Genomic DNA, 18,864 nt, shown 5'->3' with positions numbered 1-18,864 from the left:
GCACACTGCAGGGGCGATTACCCCAGCAAATCCGTTGCTGGATTCCCAATGATTTCAATATCTTCATAGTATTTCTGCGCCTGCGTCAGACTGCGATGCAGTGACAGCTGCATGGCCGCTTGGATCGGCGCGCCGTCGATGGCGGCCTGCGTCAGAAAACCCGAGCGAAGCCCATGTGGTGTGGCAAAACCTTTGGGGAACCCCGCCTGTACGATCCGCTTTTGCACGATCTGATAGATGCCATCAGGCGAGAGTTTCCGTTCCAATGGATGATCGTTTTGGGTGATAGGGCGGAAGAGGGGCCCATCGTCGATCTTGGCCATTTCAATCCAGACAGCCAGTGCTTTGGCGGCGCGGCCCTTCAGCACCAGCCGGGGTGTTTTGCCCGTTTTGGTGGCCATCATGTTGATCCAGATCACCCCGTCACTGTCATAGTCTTTCAGATCGACATCGGCGCGCATCAGTTCCGCAATCTCGGATCTGCGCCGTCCACCCGACGCCCAACCCAGCATCAGCACAGCCTGGTCACGGATGCCGCGTAGGGAATCGTCACAGGTGGCCAGGATCGCCTCGAGCACATCGCGTGTGATCGGGTTGGCCGATTTTGGCGCTCTGCGCTTGGCGGCTGCTTTGCGGGCCGTCGCACGGATCTGTCGCAGTAGGGGGGCGTCAAAGGGGCTGGAGAGGTTCTTCACACGGTGAAAGGTACGCCAAGACGCGATCCGGCGGTCCAGCGTCGCAGGGGCCGGGCAGGCAAGGCTTTTGCGCAGTCCTTGGGTGATCAGGGCGTCAGCGGCGCTCAGGGCCGGGTCAGCCGGGTTCGCGTCCTCAAGGCTGCGGCTGTGGTCGACAATGAACCGCAAGGCCACAGCCTCGCTCTCTGGCCAGCTGAGGGGGGCGTTAAAGAGGGCGACCTTCCACGCGGTGATGTAGATGAGGTCCCGTGTATAAGCACGCAACGTATTAGGCGGGGTGCCTCGGGCCTGAAGATCCGTCAGCGTGGTGTGATCTGCGTCTGATAGGGCAGGGGACATGATCTTGGACAGGGCTTGGGTCGTTGACATAGGCCATGTTTTGGCGGCTTTCAGCGTCATTGACAAGAGACATGATAACAAAAAGTTATCACGCCTACATGCAATATTTACCGGATCACTTGGGTGACCTGCACGCATTGCCAGAATTCAGGACCCGATAAACGCAGTCAAAAATTTTCTTTCACTGAAGTGAAAGCACTTAATTTTTGCATCTGGTCGTTTTTGATCCTGAAACGTGGTGCGGGCCGATTGCTCACTTTGACCTGATCCAAACGTGATTGGCTGCACGGTCGGATGGCGGGCTATGTCTGGACGCAAATTGATTTTTGCATTTTGAAAGGCGCCCCCATGACACGGTTATCTGCTCTTTACGTTCGGCCGGTTGTGGCCGCGTTCTTCATCGTCTGGGGTTTGATGGTGCAGGCGCAAACACAAGCCTTACCCAGCTATGTGATCGCGCAATTTGGCGCGCCGCCGGCGATACCAGATGGGCCGTTGTCGCCCAGCTTGCAGTCCTCTGTCGAAGCGGCCTTTGTGAACAGCATCTCAGAGGGCGCATGGGGCAGGGACCAGACCATCGGGTTGCGCGATATTGCCGAGTCAGGTGATCCCCGTCTGGTTTGGCTGATCAGCGATCTGATGCGGTTTGTCCCTGATCCGCGCGTGAATGCGGAATTGTCCAAGGCGGCGTCGGTCCTGTTGGGCAAGAATTTCGGAGGTCGCAATAACTGGGGCGAGATTACCGATCATCTGATCGCATGGGATGTGCCAGCTCCACCCGATTATCTGTCCGCCAAACGCGCTATCTTTACCACCGTGTTTGACGGTTGGGACCGGATTTTCAGTGAAGGTGATGTTGACTGGCGGCTGGTGTCCTGGGGTGGCGTTTTGATTGATGATCGTCCGTTTGGTACCACCGATGAGCCATGCAACTGCATCCCTGCTGCTGACAATCCGCAGGTCACCAGCGCCGCAGAGGCCACATGGTTGGATGACGATGCCATCGTCTTTGGGATAGAGGTGAACGGTGAATACCGCGCTTATCCGCGGCGCATCATGGAAGTGCGCGAGATGGTGAATGACACATTGGGTGGTCGTGATCTGGGGATCCCATATTGTACGTTGTGTGGTGCGGCGCAGGCCTATTTCACCGATCAGCTACCGGCCGGGATTGCCCGCCCAGTTTTGCGAACTTCGGGGCTTTTGAGCCGTTCCAACAAGGTGATGTATGACCTCAACACCTATTCTGTGTTTGATACTTTTCGGGGTGATGCGTTGACCGGGCCGCTGGCGGATCGTGGGCTGAAGCTTGAGCAGGCCAATGTGATTACGACCGATTGGGGCACGTGGAAAGCGGCACATCCGCAGACCACCGTCCTGATCGAAGCGCTGGCGCTTGGTCGTGATCCTGATTTCCGCAATGGCCGTGATGCAGATGGTCCGATCTTTCCGGTCGGTGACGTCGATCCGCGCTTGCCCGTCCATGAAGATGTTATCGGTGTGATCACCGCCTCTGGCCAGCCAGTGGCGTTCCAGCGCAGTGCGGCGTTAGTGGCCTTGCGCAATGGGTCTGCGATTTCGGTAGAAAACATCCGGCTGGAGCTTGATGCAGGCGGGATCAAAGCGGTGGACGCTGATGGCGCAGACGTCGGCAGCCATCAGGCGTTTTGGTTTGCGTGGTCACAGTTTCACCCGCAAACGACATTGTGGCCGGAGTAGGGGGTGGCGAAGGCTGTTCTCTATCGCATGGATCTGCCCAACTATACCTGTGGGTATGGCACGGCTGCGCGTGATCTGCTGCGCCGTGAAGGGTTTGAGGTTGCCGAACATATCCTGCGCACCCGCCACGAAACCGATGCGTTCAAAGACAAACATCACATCACGACAACGCCTTTGATCTTCATAGATGGGGTCAAGATTGGTGGGTTTACGGATTTGAAAAAGCACCTCAAGGCGCAGAAGCCGAAACCCAGAAGATTCTGGCATCGCGCACGGTGAGACCGCGCGCGCAGCGTTGCACCGGTGACTTCGCCTTGTGAGAAATTCGCCCACATATCTGACCTATTCTGCATCTAGCAGCGCTGTTTTCACGGCATGAAAATGCATGCGCAATGCGACATCAGGAAATCGTGACTTGAATATCTACCTACTACTAGGTAGATAACACAAATCTACTGATCGTGTGCGCATTGCACTTGCCGAGAAAGGGGCGATGGATGATGTCGATTTTGTGCATGTTGATGTGTTGGGTGGCGAGCACCGTTCCGATGATTTTCGGGCCAAGAACCCCGACGCCGTTGTGCCATGCCTAGAGTTGGACGACGGCACACATATCGCACAATGCAACGCGATCACAGAATATATTGACGCCGTCTATACGGACGGTCCATCCCTGACGGGAACAAATGCAAAGGACCGCGCCCGGATTTCAATGATGAACACACGCGCCGAAACGGGTCTTTTGAATGCGGTTGGCGCATATTTTCATCACGCCACACCGGGGCTGGGTCCCGATCTAGAGGTCTATCAATGCGCCGAGTGGGGCAACAAACAAAAGGAGGTCGCTGGTCAAACAATGGCCTATCTTGATCATGTCTTGGCCGAAAATGACTATCTGGCCGGTGATGCGTTTTCGATTGCCGATATTACTGCTTTTGCCCGGTTGAATTTTGCTGACCTTGCCAAAGTTGAGGTGCCTCAAAGCCTCGCACATCTCAACGCATGGCGCGCGCGGGTCGCCGCGCGCCCCTCGATCGCCGCATAACGCGGGCCTGCCACTTAAGCCAAAGGAACGATTTCATGGAACTGAACTCAGATTTTACCTCGCGTGTCGTGGTCCATGCGGACCAGCTAGAGTGGCAGGCCTCACCCATGAAGGGTGTGGACCGCCGCATGCTTGACCGGATCGGCGGAGAGGTTGCGCGGGCAACAACCATTGTCCGTTATGCGCCCGGCAGCGCGTTTTCGGCGCATACACATACGGGCGGCGAAGAGTTTATCGTGCTGGATGGTGTGTTTCAGGATGAACACGGTGATTTTCCTGCGGGCACCTATGTGCGCAATCCGCCGACCTCAGCGCATACACCGGGGTCGGAGCCGGGTTGTACGATTTTTGTGAAGCTGTGGCAGTTTGATATGGAGGACCGCACGCAGTTTCGTAAAACAATGGCAGAAGAATTGGCCGCGCCGATCAATGGTGTGGCGACCGCCACCCTGCATACTGATGATCGCGAAGTGGTCACCTATCGTCATGTTGATGCTGGCGCGACCCTGACCGCGGATGTCGCTGGCGGGATTGAGATGTTGGTGATTGACGGCACGATGACTGTTGATGGTGATATTCTGTCCAAAAATAGCTGGCTGCGCTTACCTGATGGCGCTGCACTTGCTGGTGTTGCCGGAGACGACGGCGCGAAGGTCTGGATGAAGACCGGCCATCTGCCATTTGCTGTGCCACCGGCGGTCTGAGGTATGGCGCGCGCAGGACCATTGGCGCTTGTCGCCGGGGCAGGGGCTGGCCTTGGGCAGTCCCTGCTGGCACGGTTTGAGGCCGCTGGCATGACCACAGTTGGCCTTGGCCGCACCCGACCGCAAGATCCGGTCGGTGTCTTTCATCAGGTTGATCTGACCGACGCAGAGGCGACCGCTGCCGTAATTGAACGCGTTATTGCTGATCATGGACCGCCGAAGATTGTGGTTCACAACACTGCCGAACTTGTGATTGCGCGGTTCGCTGACACGACGTTGGAGGACTATCAGCGGACGTGGGCGTCGATGGTGCAGTCACTTGTCATCCTGGGCCAAGGTGTACTGCAACCGATGGTGCGCGCTGGGGGTGGGACCTTGATTGTATCCGGCGCGACCGCTTCTCTGCGCGGTGGCCCCCGCTTTTCCGCCTTTGCGTCCGCTAAATTTGCGTTGCGGGGTCTGACCCAATCATTGGCACGGGAGTATCAGCCCACTGGCATTCACGTGGCACATGTGATCCTGGACGGCATTATTGATACTGCCAGATCGCGGGATATGCATAGTCTTGATCCCGAAAAGATGCTGAAACCCGCCGACATTGCGAACGTCTATTGGCAGTTGGCGCAGCAACCGCCCAGTACCTGGACGCATGAGTTGGACCTGCGCCCCGCATCCGAGGGGTTCTGAGCCATGCGGACTGAAATTCTGATCATCGGCGGCGGTCTGAGTGGCTTACGTCTGGCACGCGATCTGGCCGCGCAGGGCCGTGACTTTCAACTTGTCGAGGCGCGCGACCGGTTTGGTGGCCGGATATTGGGCGCATCACAGGATGGGGCCGATTTTGATCTTGGCCCAGCGTGGTTCTGGCCCGGTCAGCCCCGCATGGATGCCCTGATCCGCAGTCTTGGTTTGCGTCGTTTTGAACAGTTTGCCGAAGGGATCCTGACCTTTGAGGACGAGCGCGGTCAGGTTGAACAGGGCCGGGGGTTTTCCTCAATGGCCGGGTCTTATCGGTTGGAGGGTGGGTTCACTGCGCTGATTGATGCCATTGCGGCCGATTTACCACCCGAAAGGCTGCACCTGTCGGGCCCCGTGACGGCGATCACAGCGCATGATGACCATGTCGTTGTTGCCACCCAGAGTGGCCGCTTTGTGGCGCAGCGTGTTGTGCTTGCACTACCGCCTCGCTTGGCCAGTCAGTTGACCTATACGCCCGCATTACCTGATGTCGCACATCAGGCCATGGACAGCACAGCGACCTGGATGGCGGGTCAGGCCAAGGCGCTGGCGGTCTTTGAGACACCGTTCTGGCGCGAGGCTGGCTTGTCCGGTGATGCCATGAGCCGGCACGGGCCGATGGTTGAAATTCACGATGCGTCGCCTGCAAGCGGCGGCCCCTACGCCTTGTTTGGGTTCATTGGAGTGCCGCCGCAGGCCCGCGCGGATCAGGTGGCCCTTAAAGACGCCGTTGCCGCGCAATTCGTCCGGCTGTTTGGGCCAAAGGCGGCTGATCCGCTGGTCCTGACGGTCAAAGACTGGGCCTATGATCCCTACACCGCCACCCAAACCGATATGCAGCCGCTGTACGCCCATCCGACCTATGGGCTGCCACGCAGTTTGCGGGGGTTGATGGATGGTCGGCTGATACTCGCGGGGACAGAGACGGCCCCGCATTTTGGTGGCTATCTGGAAGGTGCTTTGGAAGCAGCTGGAAATGCGTTAGCACTGCTGGAACAAGAAAAGGCCTGAGGCGTCATGAGCACAGATACAAAAACCGCCCTCATGGATGTTGCAGAGCATATCGCCCGCGCGCGCGGCTTTGACGGGTTCAGTTATGCAGATCTGGCAGAGGCTGTCGGCATTCGCAAAGCGTCGATCCACTATCATTTCCCAACCAAGGCCGGTCTGTCCGCCGCCCTGATGGAACGGTATAGCGCAACGATTGCCCGGATGTGTGCCGACATCGCGGCAGCCAATGACACGGCCGCGCAGCGCTTGCTTGGTCTGATTGCGCTGTATCGCGGTGCCTTGAACGACGGAGAGACCTTATGTTTGTGCGTTTCGCTGACCGCCAGCCATCAAAGCCTTCCTGATGAGGTGAACATCGCGATCACAGGGTTTCGTGCTGCGATGGTCGCATGGATTGCTGACGTTTTTACACTTGGGCAGAAAGACACATCCGTCGTGGGCGTGATAAATCCGCTGGCAGAGGCCCGCGCCTGTCTTGCGTTGCTGGAGGGTGCGCATCTGGCTGCCCGGGCCGAGGAAAGCGTCAAAGTGTTCGACCAAGCCATGGACGTCCTGAAGGCGCGTTGCCTGTCGTCGGCGGGCACCTGACGCCGGCTAGCGGTTTCCGCAACGTCAGCATCTATTTTGGTAGGTTAATTTTCCTGGGCATGTATGTTGGCGGCTTACAACGGAGGTATGACATGGTTAGATTTCTTAGCCACGTTCAACGGTCACTCTGTAACAAGTATTCTATTATCACAGCCAAGGCGGACAGTGTCGCCGCCAAGCCAGCCCCCACCGCGATCGTGGTGCCGACGCTGCGCGAGGTGATGCAACATCGAAAAGATGCTGCTGTCGTCCTGAACGAAACCAAATTTTAATTCTTTGCTGGCTTTAATTTGATCCGGGGCGTTTGGATAAACAGTCCCCACATCAGTTGAGTACGCAGAAGGGAGCGAGACGTGATTGACAGCACTCTACCCGCCACAATTATCGACGATGCCGGTTTTAAGTCGCTGGTGACCGCATGGAAATATGCGGATATCTGGGATAAGTTTGATCTTATTTACGATGACAAGACGGACGTTCCTGCGCGGCTTCATGAATACACCATCGTCAAAAGTAATGACCCGTCAGAGCCATATGGCGTGTTGCTGCAAATGTCGCCGGTGGCCGCACAAAGCACGGACCGCCCATGCTACATGGGCAAGAAGCTTCTTGCGAAGGTTCGGTTGAGTTAGGGTCCACCACCCTGCAGTCAGAAGACCCACAGTAAAACGGACCCGACACAACATGTGCCGGGCCCTCTATGGTGCTGAAATAACTTTCTAGAATACGCGCCGACCCTTCCCAGAAGCAATTCGGTCTTTTGAACCACCTCACAGCCGATCTATGCGTGTCACTCGTTCAACTCCAAGTGCTGCCGTAACCAAAAAATGGCCCCACCTGATGCAGATGAACGGGTCTGAACCGGGACTGTTCAGACCCAGAGAGAACTCTGGACACGTGATTATTTGCACCTTTGGCCACTCACGAACCCCCACTCAGATATGCTTGCGGCTCATCCGAATTTCGACGGTGCAAATTTGGTGTTCCAACCCCCACTCTTTAACAATTTACCAACGCTGGTTGGCGTTCTCTCGTTTCATCTTTGCCACCGCATTTGCGGGTTCTGACCGACTTTGACAGGAAGAAATCATCGTCTCAGTCAACCCCCACGCAATGAAGCAGTGACCTAACGTTAACTTTCTTGGGGTGCGAAAGTCCTGAAAGTTAATCTGAAATTTTCTGAAAATTTGCGACCGGCCCCGATAGCGGTCATACCAATCCATCGCCCATAAAGCTTGCACGATGGGCGATCCGCGGTAAATTGCTCTTGGGAAACATGTACTTCGCCTTCAGTTGCGGCCTGAAGCGCGTTGAAGGGAGCTATAAGTGACACGTGTCACCAACGTGCCATATACGGTCCGTCTGGGCCATTTCACCTATGATACAAAGCTTAACAGCCTGTTGGATTCGGATGGAAACCGTGTTGGCCTGCGCCCGCAGTCTGAACAGGTGCTTGCTATCCTTGTCGAGCATATTGATCAGACTGTCACCAAAGAAGACCTGATTTCGACCGTCTGGCAGAATGTCAGCGTCACCGATGATAGCCTGACCCAATGTATTGCGGACATCAGGCGGACCTTGGGTGACCGTGACCGCAGCATTCTGAAGACGCGCCCGAAGGTTGGTTATCTGCTCAGCGCGACGCAAAGCGACACGGACCCGCCACATGCCGCCATGATTTTTGATCAACATGCGGCTTCGGCATCCAGAGTGGCGTGGGTCTGTATCGAAACGGTTGACACGGGGGTGCCGCTTGATGTGGTGGCCTTGCAGCGGCAGGTCACGGGCAGTTTGGTTCAGGGTGACAAAAACACCGTCATTTTGTCATTTGCGGATGTGTCCGAGGCGTTGCGCGCCGCGCTTAAGCTGAGCCTGCCACCGGGTGGGCCGACCAGCCGGATTGGTGTTGACTTGGTGCCAAAGGATCAAGGCGCAACAGATGAGACCAGTACCCTGCGCGTCGCGGGCCTGTCGGCGATTGCACAACCGTCCGAGGTGGTCGCGTCGGTTGAAATCCGCGATCAGTGCTATGGCGAGCCTGATTTTGATTTTGAAGATCTTGGCCAGCAGCCCTTGGACACTGGTCAAACCGCCCATGCCTTCCGTGTTCACAAAGATGATGGTCTGCGGCGTCTTTTACCCGATCTGGCCGCCGAAGATTTGCTGCCCACGATTGCGATTGTACCGTTGCGTGCGCGGGTCAATACCGCCGATACAACAGCCATCGGCGAGGTGATTGCCGATGATCTGATCGCGACCATGTCCCGGTCCGCCGACATCAATGTCATATCGCGTCTCTCGACGACTGTTTTTCGATCGCAAGATGCAAGTCTGGGCAAGATTGGTCATGTCTTGGGTGCAGATTTCGTCTTGTCCGGCACCGTTCTGACTCATGATGCGCAGGTCGGTATGATGCTGGAGCTGTCAGAGGTCAGCACGAGCAAGGTTCTGTGGGCGGAGCGCATCGAGGTTGATGTCAAATCACTGTTGAGCGGGAATGACGCCGCTGAAGATATCGTCTCCAAGCTGCGCAAGGCGATTGCGCTGAATGAGATTGCCCGCGCCCGCGCCCGCCCGATATCGACGCTGCGCAACTACACGTTGCTGATTGGTGCCGTCGGCTTGATGCACCGTCTGGCCCCGGTTGATTTTGAGTTGGCTGGCGAAATGCTGCGGACCTTGATCGAACGCAGCCCTAACCAACCGGCTGCTTTGTCGTGGATGGCGCGCTGGCATGTTTTGCGTGTCCAGCAGGGCTGGTCAGATGATGCAAAAAAAGAGGCACAACTGGCGTTGGCCTGCTCGACAAAGGCACTGGATATTGATCCAGAAAATGCTTTGGCCCTGACAAGCGAGGGTTTTGTGCTGACCAACCTTTTGCATGAGCTTGATGAGGCGGAAGATCGCTACGATGCGGCCCTAGAGGCCAATCCTAATGATGCCAATGGCCGATTGCTGCGGGGGACATTGTTTGCCTTTCAGGGCAAAGGTGACGCTGCAAAGCGTGACAGCGAACGTGCATTGCATCTGGCACCCATTGATCCTCATCGGTTCTTCTTTCTGGCTTTGGCTGCATCGGCCAATATTGCTGCTGACGATTGTGAGCGCGCCCTGGTCTTGGCCAAAGCGTCGCTTCGGCTGAACCGGACGCATACCTCTACCTTGCGGGTCAAAGCGGTCGCACAAATGCGGTTGGGTCAGGAAGAGGCAGCGCGCAAGACCACCAAGGAGCTGTTGCGTTTGCAGCCCGCACTTAGTGTCAGTGCTTGGCTTAAGAACTCACCCAGTGCTAACTTTGACGTAGGACGAGAATTTGCGGCAACATTACGGGAAACCGGTGTGCCAGAATAAAATTGTAAACCTATTTATTAAGGGGATTTGATTATGACGAACGGTGGCGGTGGTGGTCCCGAAGGTGGTTTTGGCGGCTTCGGAGGTTTTGGTGGATTCGGCGGTTTTGGCGGGTTCGGTGGTTTCGGGGGCTTTGGAGGTTTCGGGGGATTTGGCGGCTTTGGTGCACCAGAAAGCCCGTTGATCGCAGAGTCATTGCTGACCACGCGTGACGGCATAGTCGGTGCGCCACTGAACCTTGACCCGAATATTGTGCAAAATTGCTGCGAAGACACAGCGAACCTGAAACGTCTGTCGCCCGAAGTCCGTGCCAGCATTTTTATGTTTGAGTTGGGCACACGCGTCACCTATTCGGCCAGCTGCGATGAGACCGCGACAGCCTATCTGTGGCGCATGGATTCAAAACCGGGGCAGCCGCCCAAGGTGCAAGCGCGACCGCTGGTCGAAATGACCGCGCCGACGATCCAACAGTTCAAAGATCAGATGGGCTATTTGGCGGGGTATGCTGATTTGCGGCAGGACCGTGCCGCCGAAATTCTGGCACAACTGGGCACGCCGGTGCCGTTTTTCGCATCTATCGCCTTCATTGACCCAGCCCGTACGCCATACACAATTGAGTTGCTGAACGCGGCGCTGCGCTTTGCAAATTACAGCCATATGCGCATGAAATACACGATTGCTGCGAAACGCCCGTTGGAGTTTTCGCCACAAGTGCAACCGATGATCCAGACGCCGACACATGGGGCATTGCCCAGCGGTCACGCGACCGAAAGCTTTGTCACCGCACGCCTGCTTTGGAAATTGTTGCGGGCATCCGGTACGCCGCAATATCAGCAGGATGGCGTTTGGGGTGAGATGATGATGCGTCTGGCATCGCGGATTGCCGTCAACAGAACGGTTGCTGGGGTACATTTCCCGATGGATAGCGTTGCGGGCTCGCTTCTGGGTCTGACGTTGGCGGAATTCATTCACGAACATTGCGATCCGGCTGCACAGCACAGCACCAGCGCGACGTTCATTGGTCCGGCCTTTGATGCGGCGGATGATTTTGACTGGCACCAGCTTTATGGCGCGGAAGATGACCGGCAACTGGTCCGATCCGGTCCAGCATCCAATCCCTGGGCCAAAACGTCACGGAAACTGTCCAAAAATCAGGTCCAGTCGGCCCCGTTGGAGTGGCTATGGGGCAAGGCGGTTGCCGAATGGCAGGACCTGCCATGCGCGTAACAAAAAACAAGGGACCCAAAAAACAGCCCTCGCGTTTGGTATGGGAAGAAGTCGCGCAGGATCGCGGTTTAAGCAGCGCCTTGGATTTCAGGCTTGGGCAGCAGGAAAAATTTCTGCCGCCCCCGCCCGAGGATGGCTCTCGGGTCGATATGGTGTGGTGGTCTGCTCTTGTCGATCTGCGCGACACCAGTATTGCGGAGTTTGCGGACAGGTTTGATGATAATCTGCGCGCGCAGCTGCACATTCCCAGCGACTACACACTCAAAGAGCAACAGATCGCGTTCGAGGATAAGATCGTTGTCATCTTTGCCACGACAGACTTGTTGGCGGTGTTGAACGGGTATGCCGATAAATTCAACGTCGCGGCGATCATCCTTGGCGCAATTGTTGATCCGCGTTTTATCGCACTTGACGCCGAGGTCAGAAAAGGACCCTTGCCGATTATTAAGGTGCCTGATGGGTCTGTTGTGACGGCTGTCATTGATGATGGGATTGCATTTGGCAACGATGTCTTTCGTGACGGACTGGTGTCGTCACGGGTGCACTATGCGACCATCCTGCCGACACCGCCGACCGGGCCTGCTTCGGTCGGTGCGGAGCTTGGTAAGACACAGATCGACAATTTGCTGTCGGCGAACACAACGTCAAAGCTGTTGGATGAGGATCGCTTTTACCAACAGGCGGGTTTGATTGATTTTGCCGACGGTACATTTTCGCCGACCTCGCTGCGCCGTTCGCATGGCACGCATATTATGGGGTTGGTCGCCGGATATCCGATGGCCAGAGCGGTGAAGGACCGGCCTATCATCTGTGCGATATTGCCGACCCGTGTGACCGAGGATGTTTCAGGCGGCAGCATCCTGCCCAGCCTGATTTTGGCCCTGATACGTCTGACCCGACAGGCCGCGCGGTTCCGCTGTCTTGATAAATCGCGCCCGCCGGTTGTGTTCAATTTCAGCTATGGCAATTTTGCGGGCCCACATGACGGCACCAGCCCGATTGCCCGTGTTATCGAGGATTATTTTGGACCAACGGCCGACCTGTCCCCCTGCGATACGCAAGAACAGCTTTTGCGGCTTTTGCTGCCTGCGGGGAACGGTAACTTGTCGCGCACGCATGCCATGCTTGATTTCAAGGGCGCAGGTACCCGTCCGGCAAAGGTGCTTGATTTCGTGGCAATGCCCGATGACCGCACCGCCAGCGAAGTGCAATTGTGGATGCCTTACAGCGCGACAAGCCCGCTGCCAAAGTTCGTTACCGTGCGTGCGACAACACCAGACGGCGCGCAAAGCGGTCCGGTGCAGATCGCGGCGGGGTCCTATCAGGCGCTGTTCAATGATGATGGGGACGAAGTGGCGCGACTGTCCTTCGCATTCTCGCCGCCACCGACGGCGCGCGGTGTCATCACGCTGAGCCTGAACCCCACCGAGAGCCTGATCCCGGCACCTCTTGCCCCGGCAGGACGCTGGCAAATCGAGGTCACACCAGATCAGATTGCCCCTGATCAAGCAGTGCAGGTCTGGATCGAGCGCGATGATACATTGCCCGGCTTTCGGCGTGGCGGGCGTCAGCCTTATTTCAACAACGCGGATTATCAACGGTTTGACCGCTTCGGTGCGCCGCTTGCGGTTGATCCAAGTGGCACAAACAGTCCGATCAGACGGGCAGGGACCCTGAGTGGGTTTGCGTGTGGCAAGTCGCCGATGGTGATCGGGGCGCTGACCCAAAGCAACGGAGAAATGTCGGACTATTCTGCGGCCGGTCCAACGACACCGCCACGCGACGCGGCGAAAGCCTATCGCGACGGTCCTGACGCATCGGCGCGTGGGGATGATAGTCTGATCCTGCGCGGTGTGATCAGTGCGGGGTCACGCAGTGGGTCGATGGTACGTTTGAACGGGACCAGCGTCGCTGCACCCCGCGCGGCACGCTTTACCGTCAATGAAATGTCCACGGGTGCGGCAGGCAATCGCAATTGGATACAGATCGAAGCCAACATTCAGGATGCAAACTATCCGCCGCCAAAACCTATCGCTACGCGCACGGGTGCAGGCCGGCTTGATATAACTGTTGATGAGATCGGCCATGCTCTGGCGCAGCCGATCTCAGTTCGTGTGCCTTAGGCAAAGACGAATTCGTCTTCGAGCAGGCGCTCAAAGCCAAACCCGTCGAGGGAAAAGGCCGTGTCGCCCACGGCCCTGATCTCTATGGCATCAAAGCTGGCCCCGCCTTGGTCAGCGGTGATCATCCCACCGCTGGCATCCAGCACCTGTGAGCCGATCATGACGCCATCATCAAGGAAGATCACCTCGACCTCGCCATTGCCGCGCAGTTGGGCAAAGTCAAAGGACGCTTCGGTCGCATCGCCGAAGTCACCGTTCTGCAGCCGGAACGACAGGGTTTCATCATCGTTCACAAGGCCAAACTCGCCTTTGAAGAAACTGTCACCGCGCGACCAGACGCCGACCTCGCCGTCGATGAAGGTCAGCTTTTCACGTCCCGGTGCTTCGGCCTTCAGGCGCACGTCGATGTCGCGGAAGGACACGGCATTCTTGAACAATGACAGGTTATCGGTATCGACCGTGACGCCATCGACAATCTCGAATGCCTTTGTGCCAAAAAATCCGCGACCCTCGAACGCGACCGCCACATCAACCGTATCCGGTGCGACGTCGCCGATGGTCAGCTGCGCGACAAGCGGGTCATGGTCACTGCCACGATCATCGGTATCTGCGAATTCCGAATTCACATGCACGATGTCGAATTGGGCACTATCGGCCAATCCACCTGATACCAGAATATGATCAAGCGCCTGACTGTTGCCTTGGAAGTTGAAGCTGTAACGCTCGTCCTCGGGCAATGTGTTGGTCAGGTTCGTCAGCCCCGCATCCTCTAGCCCGGTCAGGGGCGAGACGAATTCGAACTCGTTGAAATCACCGACAACCACGACGTTTGCCTGCGGGTCAGCAGCCAACGCGTCTTCGACAAAGCCAGCCACCGCCTCTGACTGCGCTTGGCGTTCATCGAGCGATCCGTTGACATCGACGTCTTCCTGACGATCCGTAAAGTCCTGTTCGACCCCCAAGATCGGCGCGCTGCCGCCTTTGGACGAGAAGTGATTGTTCACGACCGTTACTTCCTCACCGTTGAACGCGAATGTGGCAACCAACGGCAAGCGCGCGCCTTCAAAAGCCCCGCCTGCGTCCTGCGTGCCAATCGTTTGCACGGACCCTTCCACAAGGCTGACCCGGTCCTCTTTATACAAGAACCCGGTGCGGATATTGCCGCCCGGCTGACCACCGCTGGCCAGATCGGTGATGAAAGTGTTGTCGATATAGGCATAACCCGAACTGTCGTTCATGATCCCGTCGTCGGCCATATCAATGGCATCAATCAGCGTTTCGAACGTCAATGCAGCAGACACGACGCCATCGCCGGTTTCGCCCCCTGTACTGTCCTGAATTTCCTGCAAGCCGATGATGTCAGGGCTGCCAAGGTTATTCACGATCTGATTGGCAATCGTATCAAAGCGGCCATCGCCCAAGTCATCATCGACATTGCGGGCCTGACCGCCGTTGGTCAGATCCTGGTCTTCGACAATCGGATCAAGGTTCAAGACGTTGTAGCTGGCGATTGTCAGCTGGTTCTCGGATCCGGCGAGCGAGGTGCTTTCTGGTTCCAGCATCGACGGTTCCGCCACGACAATCTGTTCGGTTGGATTGATCTGGAAGTAGCCGAAATCATAGGACACGACGCCGGTGACATCTTCGAGTACCGCACCGGTGTTCACATCAACCGCATCAAGGCCAAAGTCCCAGTCGATCTGCACCTTTTCAGGATTAAAATCATCAGGCAAGATATTCAGCGTGCCCCGGTCAGACAGACCCGTCGCCCCGTCGCCGCCGTCCACAACGACGAAGAGTTCACCGAACCCGTTTGTGCCAGACACCGCGACAGGTTGCGGTGCTGTGACCAGCATCCCTTCAAGGCTTTCCCAGAAATCAATGCCGTCCGTTTCAGGGTCAAACGAGGTGAAGTTGTCATCCTCGATGTTTTCAGTCGGCAGGGGCCGACCGTCCGCACCCAAGACCACAGAGGCGGGCAGGGCGTTCCCGCTCGACAGTACCGTGATATCCAGATTGCCGCCGATCTGCGTGGTGCTCAGGTTGCCGCTGCCTTGGCCGCCGGGATAGAATTCGCTGACTGTGCCGCTGACATCTATCGCGTCACCGATCGCGACGGTTGGCACGCTGTTGGTAAAGACAAAGATCGCGTCAGAGGTCGCAATGTCACCATCACCATCCGGGTCCTGCAAATAGAATCCATTGGAATCGACCGCTGTGACTATGCCGCCGGTCGTTACCTGCGCACTGCCTTCGCCTGTGGTGGGATCCAGCGGTGTATCACTGATCAGGCCAGAGACGTGTCCCGCCCCCTGAATTTCCATAATCGTCAGGCGCGGCGCGGGTATGTCAGGATCATTGGTGGACCCCGGTGTATCCCCAGACTGATCGCCAAAGGGCAGGGGGATGAAATCACCCGTGCCATCAATATCGCGGGCGGCACCGGCGGCGGTGAAATCCCCATCGGCAGGCACGACGGTGTCAGAGTAATTCACATCCGGCGCGGCATCGCCATCGACCGCCGACACACTATCAAGCACCGCATCCCACGGTGGCGCGTCAATGATGCCGTCATCATCGATATCCAGATCATCACCTTCCGCACCAGTGAAGCCTTCGACGATCAAGAAACTTTGCGGTGAGCCAAAGAAATCAAGCCCGGCGACGCCCACATCACCTGTCCCGAGGTTGGGATTTTGATCATTGCCGATCAGGACAAAGCCGTTTTCATCGGCAACAGCACCACTTAGATCAATGGCAAAATCGACGCTGCCGGGGGCAAACTCGCCCGAGAGGACGAGCAATGTTTTCCCCTCTAACGATGCACCGGGTGTTGTGAATAGCTCAACAAAGTTCGACGTGTCGTCAGAGCCACCCGGCGAAGAAATCCGATATTCGTTGATCGCAATGCCGTCCTGTGGCGGCGTGACACCACCGGGCACGGGAAACGGATTTGGGGCGCTGGCGTTGTCGGTCACATCGTCCAGAGCGTTCGGCCCGCTAAAGGTCCAGGCGGCCGGATCAAAGATGGGGTTCGCACCGGTCTCTGGTGGGCGTGATGCCCAGCCATCCTGATATTCCCAGACCTCGCCACTGCCGTCCGTGTTCACGTCGCCAAAGACATCAACGACAACGTCATTCTCAAACAATTCGATCGCGTCATCGCCGTTGATGGATGCGACGCCACCTGTGAAATCCGGGGGAAAGCCAAAGAAGGCGGTAAAGCTGTCGGTTTCGCTTGCGATATAGATGGTTGTGCCAGCGACCAGCGGGATCGCAGGAAAGGTAAACTCAACCGTGCCGCCGCCATTGCCGTTGTTGGCAGAGCCGACCCCATATTGCGACAGATCAGCGATATCGTTCACTGCCGTAAGTTGAATGGCTTTGGGCAGGCCCCCCGAAAGGTCCCCGTCGATGACACCGGTGATGATCAAATCTGACATAATATGCTTTCCTTGCAATGAAGGAGGGCGCACAGCCGCCCCCACGGTTGAACAAGAAAAGCATGCGCCGGTAACCGCGCTAATTGCAACGGCTGGGTGCCGATTGTGATCAGGGCTCTGCTTACGGTGGTGCATTCCCCTTTGATCCATACCTTTTGATGATCGCGGAGTTGCGCGTAATCTTGCCTACCTAAAAATTCTCTTTTGCGTCGACGAGTTCAGAGAACTAGGGTCTAATACTTAGTATGCAGCCGTATGCCGATGTTCCCTGAACATTGTGACAGCCTCTCGAAGCCAAAGCTTCAAAGTTGCGCCGGCGAAGAATGACGATGAATGGATGAGTTAGGACACGAGAATGGATATTTTTGATGCACCGGACTTCACGGGTACCGTGGATTGGTCAGAGGTCTATGGCGACGCAGGGTCAAATGACGTTGTCTTTATTGAACGTGGTCAGAAGGTCAGGATTGATCAAGACATCGATGTTGAAGGATTAATCATCGAAGGCATTCTGACCGCGAAGGATACACAAGATCTGGATGTTACCACGGACTGGGCACTTGCCATCAACGGCGGCAAGTTCCGCGTTGGTGTCGAAAGCAATCCATTTGAACATGATTTCACACTGACCCTTGATGGTGACAGCTTCAATCAACGCCTCGACTTTCGTAATGTTGGGCTGAACGGTCCAATGGATCCGACCATGATGCTGCGGGAGAATGGCGGTGATGCCTTCCTGATGGCAATGGGCGCAGGGTCCAAGATTGATATTCATGCAGCGGATCAAGACAAAGATAGCTGGACGCAGTTGCGGCGCACGGCAGAAGCCGGAGACACTGTGCTTCGCCTGGCCGAGCGGACACAGTGGGAAGTCGGGGACCGGATTGCCATTGCGTCCACATCGGGCAGCATGGAAGAGGCGGAAGAGCGCACCATCACGCGGGTCAGCGACGATGGGCGCAAGGTTTGGTTGGATGAGGCGCTCGACCATCGCCACTACGGCCGGATCGAGACTTACGACAACGGTGAAACCGGCAGGGATTTCAAGGAGTGGGACATTGATATGCGCGGGGAAGTTGCCCTGTTGTCGCGCAATGTAACGATCACCGGTGACGACAACGCGGATCGGGACCAGATGGGCGGCCATGTCATGGCGATGATGGGCGCAGAAATGCGGATTGACGGTGCCGAATTCACGAAAATGGGGCAGGCGGGTGAGTTAGGACGGTATGCCGCCCATTGGCACATGCTGGGTGACGCTGAGGGTCAATATATCGCCAACTCATCATTCCATGAAACCTACAACAAGGGATTCACCGTTCACGGCACTGACAACACATTGATTGATAATAATGTGGTCTATGATACGGTCGGGCACGGCATCTTTTTTGAGGACGGGTCCGAGACGGGCAATGTTGTGAAAGACAATCTTGTGTTTTCGACCCATCGCGCGAGCAAAGGCGAGGCGACAATTCCAACTGACCGGTCGGATGTTGCAAGCTTTTGGATTGAGCACCCCAATAATGTCTTGATCGGCAACCATGCAGCCGGATCTGAGCATACTGGTTTCTTCATTCTTGGTGACACCCCGCCACATGGTCTGAGCGCGGGCCAATTTGTTCCCGGCGGGATGGCTGATCTGGTGTTTGAAGGTAACACCGCACACAGTTCATTTCAGGGCGTCTTCATTGACGGGACCATAGACCCAGATACGTTGCAATGGAGCAGCGGTGTCGTTCAGAACGAGGACCGGTTTGTTCTGAAAGATACCACCGTATTTAAGATTAAAGGTGACAACCGCGGCGCGATTTGGGTACGCGCAAGTCAGGGCATCTTTGACAATGTGATGGCAGCCGACAACAACGAAGCTGTCTTCATGAA

At 56.6% G+C, this 18,864-nt stretch carries 15 protein-coding genes; 13 read left to right on the top strand and 2 right to left on the bottom strand.

Annotation, left to right across the window (positions count from 1 at the left end; all coding sequences use genetic code 11):
- Positions 1 to 17 precede the first annotated feature (17 nt).
- Positions 18 to 1,064: a tyrosine-type recombinase/integrase gene (locus ACZ1G5_RS18945; protein ID WP_472734455.1), complete on the bottom strand. Its 1,047-nt coding sequence runs from the start codon at positions 1,062 to 1,064 to the stop codon at positions 18 to 20.
- Positions 1,065 to 1,382: 318 nt separating this feature from the next.
- Between ACZ1G5_RS18945 and ACZ1G5_RS18940 the strand changes: the two genes are divergently transcribed.
- The 12 genes from ACZ1G5_RS18940 to ACZ1G5_RS18885 all read left to right on the top strand — a co-directional run bounded on the left by ACZ1G5_RS18940 (position 1,383) and on the right by ACZ1G5_RS18885 (position 13,540).
- Entirely contained in the window at positions 1,383 to 2,753 is a 1,371-nt protein-coding gene (locus ACZ1G5_RS18940) for a DUF3179 domain-containing (seleno)protein (RefSeq protein ID WP_472734454.1), read from the top strand.
- A 3-nt stretch (positions 2,754 to 2,756) separates the two neighbouring features.
- Positions 2,757 to 3,032 carry a glutaredoxin family protein gene (locus tag ACZ1G5_RS18935; RefSeq protein ID WP_472734453.1) on the top strand — a complete coding sequence of 92 codons (276 nt, stop codon included), beginning with the start codon at positions 2,757 to 2,759 and terminating at the stop codon, positions 3,030 to 3,032.
- Between the two features lie 184 nt (positions 3,033 to 3,216).
- Positions 3,217 to 3,798: a glutathione binding-like protein gene (locus ACZ1G5_RS18930; RefSeq protein WP_472734452.1), complete on the top strand. Its 582-nt coding sequence runs from the start codon at positions 3,217 to 3,219 to the stop codon at positions 3,796 to 3,798.
- 35 nt (positions 3,799 to 3,833) lie between these two features.
- Positions 3,834 to 4,502, top strand: a complete 669-nt coding sequence (locus ACZ1G5_RS18925; RefSeq protein ID WP_472734451.1) for a cupin domain-containing protein — start codon at positions 3,834 to 3,836, stop codon at positions 4,500 to 4,502.
- Positions 4,503 to 4,505: 3 nt separating this feature from the next.
- Positions 4,506 to 5,189 carry an SDR family NAD(P)-dependent oxidoreductase gene (locus tag ACZ1G5_RS18920; RefSeq protein ID WP_472734450.1) on the top strand — a complete coding sequence of 228 codons (684 nt, stop codon included), beginning with the start codon at positions 4,506 to 4,508 and terminating at the stop codon, positions 5,187 to 5,189.
- Positions 5,190 to 5,192: 3 nt separating this feature from the next.
- Complete coding sequence (locus tag ACZ1G5_RS18915) at positions 5,193 to 6,251, top strand: flavin monoamine oxidase family protein (protein ID WP_472734449.1); 1,059 nt, start codon at positions 5,193 to 5,195, stop codon at positions 6,249 to 6,251.
- Between the two features lie 6 nt (positions 6,252 to 6,257).
- Positions 6,258 to 6,839, top strand: a complete 582-nt coding sequence (locus ACZ1G5_RS18910; protein WP_472734448.1) for a TetR/AcrR family transcriptional regulator — start codon at positions 6,258 to 6,260, stop codon at positions 6,837 to 6,839.
- A 92-nt stretch (positions 6,840 to 6,931) separates the two neighbouring features.
- Positions 6,932 to 7,111 carry a hypothetical protein gene (locus tag ACZ1G5_RS18905; RefSeq protein WP_472734447.1) on the top strand — a complete coding sequence of 60 codons (180 nt, stop codon included), beginning with the start codon at positions 6,932 to 6,934 and terminating at the stop codon, positions 7,109 to 7,111.
- Between the two features lie 81 nt (positions 7,112 to 7,192).
- Entirely contained in the window at positions 7,193 to 7,471 is a 279-nt protein-coding gene (locus tag ACZ1G5_RS18900; protein WP_472734446.1) for a hypothetical protein, read from the top strand.
- Positions 7,472 to 8,165: 694 nt separating this feature from the next.
- On the top strand, positions 8,166 to 10,190 hold the full coding sequence (locus tag ACZ1G5_RS18895) for a winged helix-turn-helix domain-containing tetratricopeptide repeat protein (RefSeq protein WP_472734445.1): 2,025 nt from the start codon (positions 8,166 to 8,168) through the stop codon (positions 10,188 to 10,190).
- Positions 10,191 to 10,223: 33 nt separating this feature from the next.
- Positions 10,224 to 11,417 carry a phosphatase PAP2 family protein gene (locus tag ACZ1G5_RS18890; protein WP_472734444.1) on the top strand — a complete coding sequence of 398 codons (1,194 nt, stop codon included), beginning with the start codon at positions 10,224 to 10,226 and terminating at the stop codon, positions 11,415 to 11,417.
- Complete coding sequence (locus ACZ1G5_RS18885; protein ID WP_472734443.1) at positions 11,408 to 13,540, top strand: S8/S53 family peptidase; 2,133 nt, start codon at positions 11,408 to 11,410, stop codon at positions 13,538 to 13,540. Before ACZ1G5_RS18890 ends, ACZ1G5_RS18885 begins: the two co-directional genes overlap by 10 nt.
- Here ACZ1G5_RS18885 and ACZ1G5_RS18880 read toward each other — a convergent pair.
- Positions 13,537 to 16,983, bottom strand: coding sequence for an endonuclease/exonuclease/phosphatase family protein (locus ACZ1G5_RS18880; protein ID WP_472734442.1), 3,447 nt, complete (start codon positions 16,981 to 16,983; stop codon positions 13,537 to 13,539). The genes ACZ1G5_RS18885 and ACZ1G5_RS18880 overlap by 4 nt on opposite strands.
- Before the next feature lie 355 nt (positions 16,984 to 17,338).
- On the opposite strand from ACZ1G5_RS18880, the gene ACZ1G5_RS18875 reads away from it, so the two are divergent.
- Positions 17,339 to 18,864, top strand: a 1,526-nt coding sequence (locus tag ACZ1G5_RS18875; RefSeq protein WP_472734441.1) for a G8 domain-containing protein, incomplete at its 3' end; no start/stop codon positions are given.

This window comes from Yoonia sp. JB2-21, from assembly GCF_055693545.1.
The sequence above is the reverse complement of the archived record's forward strand: the minus strand, read 5'-3'. Positions and strand labels throughout refer to the sequence as shown.

Coding starts and splice junctions, on each gene's coding strand:
- ACZ1G5_RS18925 (WP_472734451.1), top strand. CDS start 3,834: ATGGAACTGAACTCAGATTTTACCTCGCGTGTCGTGGTCCATGCGGAC.
- ACZ1G5_RS18915 (WP_472734449.1), top strand. CDS start 5,193: ATGCGGACTGAAATTCTGATCATCGGCGGCGGTCTGAGTGGCTTACGT.
- ACZ1G5_RS18940 (WP_472734454.1), top strand. CDS start 1,383: ATGACACGGTTATCTGCTCTTTACGTTCGGCCGGTTGTGGCCGCGTTC.
- ACZ1G5_RS18920 (WP_472734450.1), top strand. CDS start 4,506: ATGGCGCGCGCAGGACCATTGGCGCTTGTCGCCGGGGCAGGGGCTGGC.
- ACZ1G5_RS18945 (WP_472734455.1), bottom strand. CDS start 1,064: ATGTCAACGACCCAAGCCCTGTCCAAGATCATGTCCCCTGCCCTATCA.
- ACZ1G5_RS18905 (WP_472734447.1), top strand. CDS start 6,932: ATGGTTAGATTTCTTAGCCACGTTCAACGGTCACTCTGTAACAAGTAT.
- ACZ1G5_RS18880 (WP_472734442.1), bottom strand. CDS start 16,983: ATGTCAGATTTGATCATCACCGGTGTCATCGACGGGGACCTTTCGGGG.
- ACZ1G5_RS18910 (WP_472734448.1), top strand. CDS start 6,258: ATGAGCACAGATACAAAAACCGCCCTCATGGATGTTGCAGAGCATATC.
- ACZ1G5_RS18885 (WP_472734443.1), top strand. CDS start 11,408: ATGCGCGTAACAAAAAACAAGGGACCCAAAAAACAGCCCTCGCGTTTG.
- ACZ1G5_RS18890 (WP_472734444.1), top strand. CDS start 10,224: ATGACGAACGGTGGCGGTGGTGGTCCCGAAGGTGGTTTTGGCGGCTTC.